Source organism: Actinoalloteichus spitiensis RMV-1378 (assembly GCF_000239155.1).
Classification (GTDB): domain Bacteria; phylum Actinomycetota; class Actinomycetes; order Mycobacteriales; family Pseudonocardiaceae; genus Actinoalloteichus_B; species Actinoalloteichus_B spitiensis.
The window spans coordinates 1-1,062 of sequence record NZ_AGVX02000747.1 but is presented as its reverse complement, the minus strand read 5'-3'; the positions used below and the strand labels follow the sequence as shown (position 1 = coordinate 1,062).

The window sequence follows — 1,062 nt, the reverse complement described above, 5'->3', positions numbered from 1 at the left end:
CAGCTCCTCGTACACCGCGTCGCGCACCAGGGCGTGCGCGAACCTCACCCGACCGGCGCCGCCCTCGACCAGGAACCCGGCGCCCGTCGTGAGGTCGAGGGCGTCCAACACCCGTTGTTCGGCCCCGACCACCGCCACCAGGACCGCCACGTCGAACTCGGTCCCGATGACGGCGGCCCACGAGAGCACCGACGCCGCCGACGCCGGCAGCCGGGTGATGCGGTAGCGGACCACGTCCCGTACCCCGGGTGGGACCTCGGCCAACGCCTCCGCCCCCTCCGCGAGGAGCAGGCGGGCCAGTTCACGGACGAAGAACGGGTTGCCGCCCGTGCGTCCGCGCACCGCCGCCGCCGTCGCGGCGTCCACGGGGCGCCCGGTGATCGAGCTGACCAACCCCGACACCTCGTCCCGGTCCAGCCCGCCCAGGGCCACCCGGACCGGTTCGGCCCGCGCCACCTGCCCCAGGAACGTCGTCAGGGGCGCCGGTGGGTCCGTCGTCCGGTAGGTGCCCACCACCAGCACGGGGCCGGTGACTCCTCCGGTCACCAGCGTGGAGAGCAGGCGGAGGGTTTCCTCACCCGCATGGTGGAGGTCGTCCAGCACCACCAGCACCGGTCCGTGCGCCGCCGTCTCCGCCAGGAACCGCGCCACCTCCCGATGCCACCGGAACCGGGCGGCCACCGCGTCCCCGGCTGCCGCCCCGCCCCTGGTGGGCGCGGTGCCGCGACCCGACGCGACCAGGACGCCCAGGACCTGGTCCCACGCCCAGTCCTCCGCCGTGCCCGTCTCCTCCGGGTTCGTTCCCCGTGCCACCAGCCACCCCCGCCCCGTGACCCTGGCGGCCAGGGCCTCCGCGAGGGCGGTCTTGCCTCCGCCCGCTTCCCCGGTGACCAGCGCGAGGACCAGCCCGTCCCGTGCGACCGCGTCCGCCGCGGCGCCATCCACGGCCGCCAGTTCACCCGCCCGCCCGACCAGGCGGGGGCACGCGTGCGGACCGGGCAGGCCACCACCGCCGGGGCCGCCCAGCGCCGAGTCGGCCGCCGTCGGGCCTGAGGAGGCGGC

1 protein-coding gene is annotated in these 1,062 nt (G+C 76.8%); it reads right to left on the bottom strand.

Annotated features, from left to right (window positions below; all coding sequences use genetic code 11):
• Positions 1–1,062: AAA family ATPase (locus tag ACTIDRAF_RS31205; protein WP_157163266.1), on the bottom strand; the 1,062-nt coding region annotated here is incomplete at both ends.